Here is a 6,534-nt window from a genome sequence, read left to right as displayed (position 1 = left end):
CCTCAAACTGTCGAAAAATAAGCTGGATTCACGTTGAAATTTCGTAATGCAGAAAATTGCGCGGCGGTAGCCGCGCAGAGCGATGGACGTTGCTTTTGGAGGGGTGTATTTCCGCAGCCTGCTAAGGGGCCATTCGAAAAGCGCGCGCCCTTATTAGGCGATTCAAAGCGGCCCACGAGCCATGCCGAGCCGCTCTTGATGGCGCCTTCACCCAACGCCACCTTAGAACAAGCAGGAACATCAAATGGACGCCGCCACTTTTCGGGAACGCCACAAATATGTATGGGGAGACAACCCAGCCGATCTTATGGCGAAATACAAATACTTGCCGGAGATCACGGCGAAGATCGACAACACGCCAAACGACGGCCTCAATCAGCAGCGGCTGTTTGAAATCGCGCTCTGGAAAGTGAATCGGTATCCCGTGTTGAGCGATGAGCTTCTGGCTGAGTTGTGGGCACTCAAAGACATGGCGCCCGGGGTCCACCGCGGTGCGAAAAAGACCTTGTGCGCGATGTTGGCTTGCAGGGGCATTCAGTTGCCAATGACATCGACGTTTCTGCGGTTTGTCAATCCGAAAGCATTTCAAATTTACGATGAGCGGGCGGCTCGCATGCTTTGGGGGCCGGGACACGCAGCGGCGCCCAACAAGTCGGCGTCGAGGGTCGCCGAATATATCGAAGCCGCAGCCGATCACTACTTCGAATATTTGGACGATCTGCGCGCGATTTGCTCGCCAGAATTGCCCTTTGAAAGCGCGGATCGGATCCTTTATCAACTCGACATCGAACTCGGCAACAAATTGAAGCGCCGTTGACGCGCCGTTGATGCGCCGTTGATGCGCCAGTGTCGCGACACTGTCGAGATACTCGCTGGCCCCGCAAAGACGGCTCAATTAGAGGCCCACATCGCGCGCCTAGGTGCGCCCCAACCGGCTCATTGGGACGTGGGGGTCTTCCCCCGGGGCGGAGTCCGCTCACACATCTTTTTCGACCGCATCGCCTCCCTCGGCGGCGGCAGGATTCTCGCCCGAGGCCGCATGACTGCCGTTAAGAACCTTGTCGAAGGCGATCCGGTGCGCCTGTCGGCAATTGTGAGCGGGGTGCTTTGAGGGCTGCGAATCGCGCGGCGGATGTCCATTTTGCCCTTGCATTTTTCGTCGCCTTACCATAAAGTAAGGGATACATGGAGGATCACAATGACAGCAGCAACCATCACATCGAAGGGCCAGGTCACGATCCCGGTGGACGTGCGCAACCAGCTTGGCCTGGAATCCGGCGACCGGATCGAATTCAGCTTCAACGAGCAAACGGGCCGGTACGAGGTCTATCCGGCCACTCGGTCGCTCGCGTCGCTCAAGGGCATTGTGAAGAAGCCTGCCAAACCGGTTTCGATTGAGGACATGAACCGCGCCATCGCCGAGCAGGGAGCATCGGCACGATGATCGGACTGGATACAAACGTGTTGGTCCGCTACTTCGCGCAGGATGACGCGGCGCAGTCGAAAAAGGCAACGGCGCTCATGGAATCCTTTTCGGCCGAGCGGCCGGGCTATGTTTCGCAGGTTGCGCTAGTCGAGGTAGTGTGGGTGCTGGGGCGCTGCTACGGCGTCGAGCGAGAGCAGATGAAGGACATCATCGAATCCATGCTTGGCACGAAGGAACTGGTTCTGGAAAGTGCGGACACGGTGCGAAAGGCACTTCGCGTCTTCGCGGCGTCAGACAAGGCGGATTTCGCGGACTGCCTTATCGAGCGGTCCGGTCATGTCGCCGAGTGCGAGTACACGGCCACTTTCGACGTGACGGCTTCGAAGGTCGTTGGGATGCAGTTGATTAAGTAGTCACGGCGCGAGCCGATAAACGGGAAAAGCATCCGGCGCGCGAGCGTCCAACACGCCGGCGGTAGCCGGTCATAAGACAAAGAGGCACATATGGTACGGGGTTTGATTATTACGTTGGCCGTTGGTTCGATGGGCGTGCTGGGCGGCTGCGGCAAAAAAGATGGTGACGAGTTCATTGGCAAATGGGAGAACTCGGGGCGCAAGGAAGCGGTCGAGATCACGAAGAATGGTGACGGCTTTCTCATCGCGGACACGCATCCTAACCAGTGGGTGGGCGGCACGAAGACTGACAAGATTCCCGCAACGTACCAAAAAGGTGTGCTCCAGGTCGCGACGGGTTTCGGTACAGCAAATGTCGGCTACGACAAGGAGCACGACACGCTGCTAATGCCGACCATGGGCGGCAGTGCCGAGCTGACTCGCGTCAAATAACCCGGCAAAGAAGAAGCAAGTTCTCGAAGCTGCGATAGCGCGTCTCGCGACTCTGGGCTCAGCGGTCAGCAAGACGGCGGCAGCGATGATGCAGGCGCGCTACAAACCGAACCCGAATAGTCGGAAAAGCGGCTCCGCCCGCACTCAGGAAAACGGAGAGAGAATGGACGCGTTGTATGCCGCTGATGCGGATCTCAAAGAAGCGGTGCCCGCCGCCGTGCTACGCCATCGAGCGGCCGGTACGTTGACTTGGGCGCTGATTCATCAAATCGAGTCCGAAGTTCTCGCTGAAGTAGCCTCTACGGGCAAACATAGCACTCGAATGCTCGGCATGCTGCGGGCTTCACCCGCGATGGGCTATCCAAAAGACGACCGATCAGTCTCGTTCGAAGGCCACGACGTTGTTCCGTCTGTATTCGGTGCGATTTACGCCGAATGGAATCGCGTCAACTGATAACGGAAAACACATGCTTTACTTTGACAGCAGTTGGCGTTTCGCGTCGCCAGGGGAGATGCCACCAGAAATCGTTGAGGACATTCTCAACAAAATTATCGCACCCGCTCCTTTCGATGGAAGCAGACAAGATCTCCTGGAAACCTTCAAGCGGCGTTTCGCGCATGCGCAAGGTCAAACGGCCAGCCGTAGTTCTAGTGAAAGCTGGGCCGAGAGTGATTTACGTTCCTACATGCGAGGTGCAGCGGCAAACGCGCCTATGTTCGTGGAAGCGCTGCATGACGCGATGATGGACATTTATGGTCGCAATCCTCTGTTGGGTACTCCCCCCTGGGGGCATGTGAACAGTGTCCTCGCACCGAGCGGCTACGCTATCCAGCCCCCCAATCTCGTGGTTGGACGAGTTGCGTTGCCGGTGCAAGTGCCTCCCAACGTGCCGTCTCTCGACGCGGAGGCCAACGAACTCGTTCAACGGTCGCTGGCGGAATCGGAAAGCCTGCTGAACAGCGGTAAATACCGACTCGCCGTGCAGGAAATACTTTGGCTTCTCGAAACGGTATCGACTGCATTTTCAGGCAGCGAGCACGGTGACGGTACAGTGACTGCGAAGTATTTCAACCGGATCATCGCTGACTTGAAACGATTCAACCGGGATCGAGTGCTTGCCGTTGCGATGGGCTGGATGGAAACCCTACATAGCTACCTCTCGTCGCCATCCAAAGGCGGCGTAAGGCACGGGACGGTGCTGACTGACCCGCGAGAACTAACAGAAAGCGAAGCGCGCCTATTCTGTAATTTGACTCGCAGCTACCTTAATTACTTGCTAGACGAGCATCATCGCCTTGAATCAAAGCGGCGTTGAGTGGAAACGGATGATGCGACACGGCATTGAGCAATAACGACGGATCGAAAGGAAAGCGACATGACCACCATCCAATACCGAGAGCACAGCATCGTTCCCGCGTCATATGAGAACAGCGATATGCCAGGGCACTGGTTTCCGTTGGCCGTTGTTGATTCACCTTCTGGCGACAGTACACGCGTCGCATTGCAGCCGGTTCGCGGTATTGCGAAAGCGGATGCTGACGCAGCGGCGATTGCCGAGGCGAAGCGGCGCGTTGCAGCGAACAATCTGTAACTCGGAAAAGCGGCCTCAGTCGCTGGACAAGGAAAAAAGATATGCACCCTTTGGAACAGACAATCGACGGCGAGCGCGAGCGCTGGGCAACGAACTTGATCGTCGCCATCAGATCGCTGCGCAAGCACGGGTTCACTGTAATACAAGACCCGCTCGCGGCCGAGCAAAGTGAAGACCTGGATGCATCGCGGTCGATGAGCAGGGCCACACTTGGACCGCTATCGCGGGCAGCGAAAGCAACGGCGCGCTGATGTGGCTCGCGAGTCACGAACTGTAGGAAAACTAAAACGACTATGGCAACAGATGAAGGCAATCAAGGCAAGCGCGTGTTTGACGTCACGAACTGGCTTGTCGAGGAGTTTGCGAGATCGGGGACGCCGCCGGTATGGGTAAATGCACACAGTCCGATCGGAGCGAAGGCGGACACCCTCCTATTCGGTGGCCTCGATGCAATCAGCGTTGAGGAAGATGGCACCGTGCGGCATTGGACGCAACGCGGCCAACCGGACATGCCGCACCGTAATGTCGCAACGTGGACAATTTCGAGCGCGACCGGTGCGATGAAGCTCGCGTCAACACTCGCACTGTCGATCGACTATCGGCCAGAACATAAGCCGTGACCAAAAGGAAAACGGAATCATGGCTGGCAAGCTAAATTTCAACGCAGCGCTTTCGGGACTGGACTTCATCGCAAACGGTGAGTTCACGACGGACGACGCGGCAGAGCAACGCGTGTATTCCCTTCGGCTCATTGAACGGCTGCTCGATCAGCTTGATGCCCAAGGGCGTGATGCAAGCGAATCCGAAGACACCAACTTCCGGCACGCCATCGCTTATTACGGCGCTGGTCAATCCAAGCTGGCTGTCGATTACGCGTTCCGAGCCGCAAACGCTGGGGACGATCCAATCTTCGGCGAGATCGAGTCGCCTGACCGGACTCTCACCCTTCGCGCGGCGCTGGACGCCGCAAGCCGATAACAACGGAAAGCGATGAAGGTCAGCAGAACAATCGTACGGCTGCTCATCAGCATCTTGGTTGTCGCGGCTGTCTGCCTCGGCTTTTGGTTAACATTGTGGGCGTACGATAAATGGAATGATCCAACCGATCCAACATTCTGCCCTTCTAGCAAGGTCTACTACGACACCGATCGGAAAGAAAAGCGCTGCGGGGTACGTTGGAATTGAAGCTGCGCCTAGCGTAGGTGTGGAGGTTGCGATGAAGCGGTTCGCGGAGTATGACGGCTGGAAAATCGAGGCGTCCCCGATCATCCTCGCGAAGCAGCGGCTTTTTCAGGCGGGCGTGGTGATCGAGCGCGATGACGGCGAGCGCTTCGTGTTCTCTGACCTCGGCAACCGGGTCTATCGATGGCAAGCCTACGAGCGCGGCATCGAATGGGCGAAGCACTGGATCGACACAAACTACCGGCTCGGCGCGCACAAGCCGCGACGCGTCAACTGACAACGGAAAAGACGATGAAGATCGCGGAGGCGACCGAAGACCCATGCAAGTGATTGACGAAATTATTGACCTGCTCAGCGGGAACACTCCAAGTGTAAGCGAGGCACTCTATAAGTCGAAAGTGCTCGCTCACCGTTTGGGAGAAAACGAGCTAAAGGCATGGGTCGATGCGGAACTGCAAGGTTATGCGGGGGATGCTGATCTGCCGGTGTACCGAAGAATGCCAATGGCAGTGTTTGGCCAGGTCACGAACGGCTTCCAAGTTCACAACGGCCAACGCCTCCCGACCCGTCATTTAGAACAGGGGATGCGAGACTTTCTCGAAACCTCGGAAGTGCGTGACAGCATTGCGGTCGTGGAAGATTACGCACACAGGGATGGCGAGCTCTCGCTGGCGCTCAAGCCTGAGTTCTATCCAGCTCTACAGCGTGGCTTGGCAGGGGGCTTCGTAGTGTTGCGGGCTTGGGGAAAGCACGGTATAGGCAGCTATCGGCAAATAATCGTAGAGGTTCGTTCTCGCCTGCTGGACCTGATGCTGCAGCTTGATGACCGACTGCCTGACGACGTGGCGAGTTCGAACATCAAACAATTATCGAAACAGTTAGGGGTAGCGCAAATGTTCAAAGGTGCAGTGTTCGGCGACAACATCAACATCAACATCGGAAGCGGATCGCAATCGCAGCTCGCGAACACCGTCACGAAGAACGACTTTTCGTCACTCGCGCGAGTCTTGAAAGAAAACGGAGTCGACGACGACGACATCGCAGAGCTTAAAGGGGCGGTCGGGCAGGACGGCCCAGTAGACTCCGAAAGTCAGTACGGCCCCAAAGTCCGTCAGTGGATCGGCGGCATGATAGCCAAAGCTGGAAGCGCCTCATGGAATATCGGAATGCAGGCAGCTGGGGGCGTCTTGGCCAGCGCTATCTCCCATTACTATGGCATCAACAACTAGCCATCGGAAAAGCATCTGGCGCGCGATCGCTCCGTACCGGCCGGTAGCCGCTTGTGATTACCCACTATTTTCACGCCCCAACGAGTATCCAATCTGGATGTCGACAAGACGATGCATGCCGCGCCAGATGACCTTATTGCCGGGCGGAGGATCGTTGGCGCGTGCGAGATAGCCGCCCAGTTGGGCGAGCTTGATGAGGCTACGTGACAGAGGCGGCGCCTGTGCGGTGCGCGCCGTATCTCTGACGAGTTGATCAAGAA

At 57.1% G+C, this 6,534-nt stretch carries 13 protein-coding genes and 1 pseudogene; 12 read left to right on the top strand and 2 right to left on the bottom strand.

Features of this window, described 5'->3' with window-relative positions; translation table 11 throughout:
* The first annotated feature begins 244 nt into the window (after nt 1-244).
* Entirely contained in the window at nt 245-817 is a 573-nt protein-coding gene (locus F6X42_RS41260; protein ID WP_187639529.1) for a hypothetical protein, read from the top strand.
* Between the two features lie 159 nt (nt 818-976).
* On the opposite strand, the gene F6X42_RS41255 is transcribed toward F6X42_RS41260, so the two are convergent.
* Nucleotides 977-1,153: a hypothetical protein gene (locus F6X42_RS41255; protein WP_187639528.1), complete on the bottom strand. Its 177-nt coding sequence runs from the start codon at nt 1,151-1,153 to the stop codon at nt 977-979.
* A 45-nt stretch (nt 1,154-1,198) separates the two neighbouring features.
* Between F6X42_RS41255 and F6X42_RS41250 the strand changes: the two genes are divergently transcribed.
* The 11 genes from F6X42_RS41250 (at nt 1,199) to F6X42_RS41200 (ending at nt 6,274) form a co-directional block, all read left to right on the top strand.
* A complete protein-coding gene (locus F6X42_RS41250; protein WP_187639527.1) occupies nt 1,199-1,444 on the top strand; it encodes an AbrB/MazE/SpoVT family DNA-binding domain-containing protein in 246 nt (81 codons plus the stop codon).
* Nucleotides 1,441-1,839: a type II toxin-antitoxin system VapC family toxin gene (locus F6X42_RS41245; protein ID WP_187639526.1), complete on the top strand. Its 399-nt coding sequence runs from the start codon at nt 1,441-1,443 to the stop codon at nt 1,837-1,839. The genes F6X42_RS41250 and F6X42_RS41245 overlap by 4 nt, the downstream gene beginning before the upstream one ends.
* Nucleotides 1,840-1,941: 102 nt before the next feature.
* Nucleotides 1,942-2,271, top strand: a complete 330-nt coding sequence (locus F6X42_RS41240; RefSeq protein WP_246530521.1) for a DUF3876 domain-containing protein — start codon at nt 1,942-1,944, stop codon at nt 2,269-2,271.
* Between the two features lie 85 nt (nt 2,272-2,356).
* Entirely contained in the window at nt 2,357-2,725 is a 369-nt protein-coding gene (locus F6X42_RS41235; protein WP_246530520.1) for a DUF2471 family protein, read from the top strand.
* A 13-nt stretch (nt 2,726-2,738) separates the two neighbouring features.
* Entirely contained in the window at nt 2,739-3,587 is an 849-nt protein-coding gene (locus F6X42_RS41230) for a hypothetical protein (protein WP_187639524.1), read from the top strand.
* Between the two features lie 60 nt (nt 3,588-3,647).
* Nucleotides 3,648-3,863 (top strand): hypothetical protein, encoded by a 216-nt coding sequence (locus F6X42_RS41225; protein ID WP_187639523.1) that lies wholly within the window; start codon nt 3,648-3,650, stop codon nt 3,861-3,863.
* Nucleotides 3,864-3,904: 41 nt separating this feature from the next.
* Complete coding sequence (locus F6X42_RS41220) at nt 3,905-4,114, top strand: hypothetical protein (protein WP_187639522.1); 210 nt, start codon at nt 3,905-3,907, stop codon at nt 4,112-4,114.
* Nucleotides 4,115-4,156: 42 nt separating this feature from the next.
* Entirely contained in the window at nt 4,157-4,483 is a 327-nt protein-coding gene (locus F6X42_RS41215) for a hypothetical protein (protein WP_187639521.1), read from the top strand.
* A gap of 19 nt (nt 4,484-4,502) precedes the next feature.
* Complete coding sequence (locus tag F6X42_RS41210; protein ID WP_187639520.1) at nt 4,503-4,841, top strand: hypothetical protein; 339 nt, start codon at nt 4,503-4,505, stop codon at nt 4,839-4,841.
* A gap of 238 nt (nt 4,842-5,079) precedes the next feature.
* Complete coding sequence (locus tag F6X42_RS41205; RefSeq protein WP_187639519.1) at nt 5,080-5,322, top strand: hypothetical protein; 243 nt, start codon at nt 5,080-5,082, stop codon at nt 5,320-5,322.
* A 43-nt stretch (nt 5,323-5,365) separates the two neighbouring features.
* On the top strand, nt 5,366-6,274 hold the full coding sequence (locus F6X42_RS41200) for an AbiTii domain-containing protein (RefSeq protein WP_187639518.1): 909 nt from the start codon (nt 5,366-5,368) through the stop codon (nt 6,272-6,274).
* 57 nt (nt 6,275-6,331) lie between these two features.
* On the opposite strand, the pseudogene F6X42_RS43620 reads toward F6X42_RS41200, so the two are convergent.
* Nucleotides 6,332-6,534: pseudogene (locus F6X42_RS43620) on the bottom strand (IS4 family transposase); the annotation flags it as partial.

The organism is Paraburkholderia podalyriae (assembly GCF_014397785.1).
GTDB lineage: Bacteria > Pseudomonadota > Gammaproteobacteria > Burkholderiales > Burkholderiaceae > Paraburkholderia > Paraburkholderia podalyriae.
Note: the sequence above shows the minus strand (reverse complement) of the source record. Positions and strands in the feature narration are given on the sequence as shown.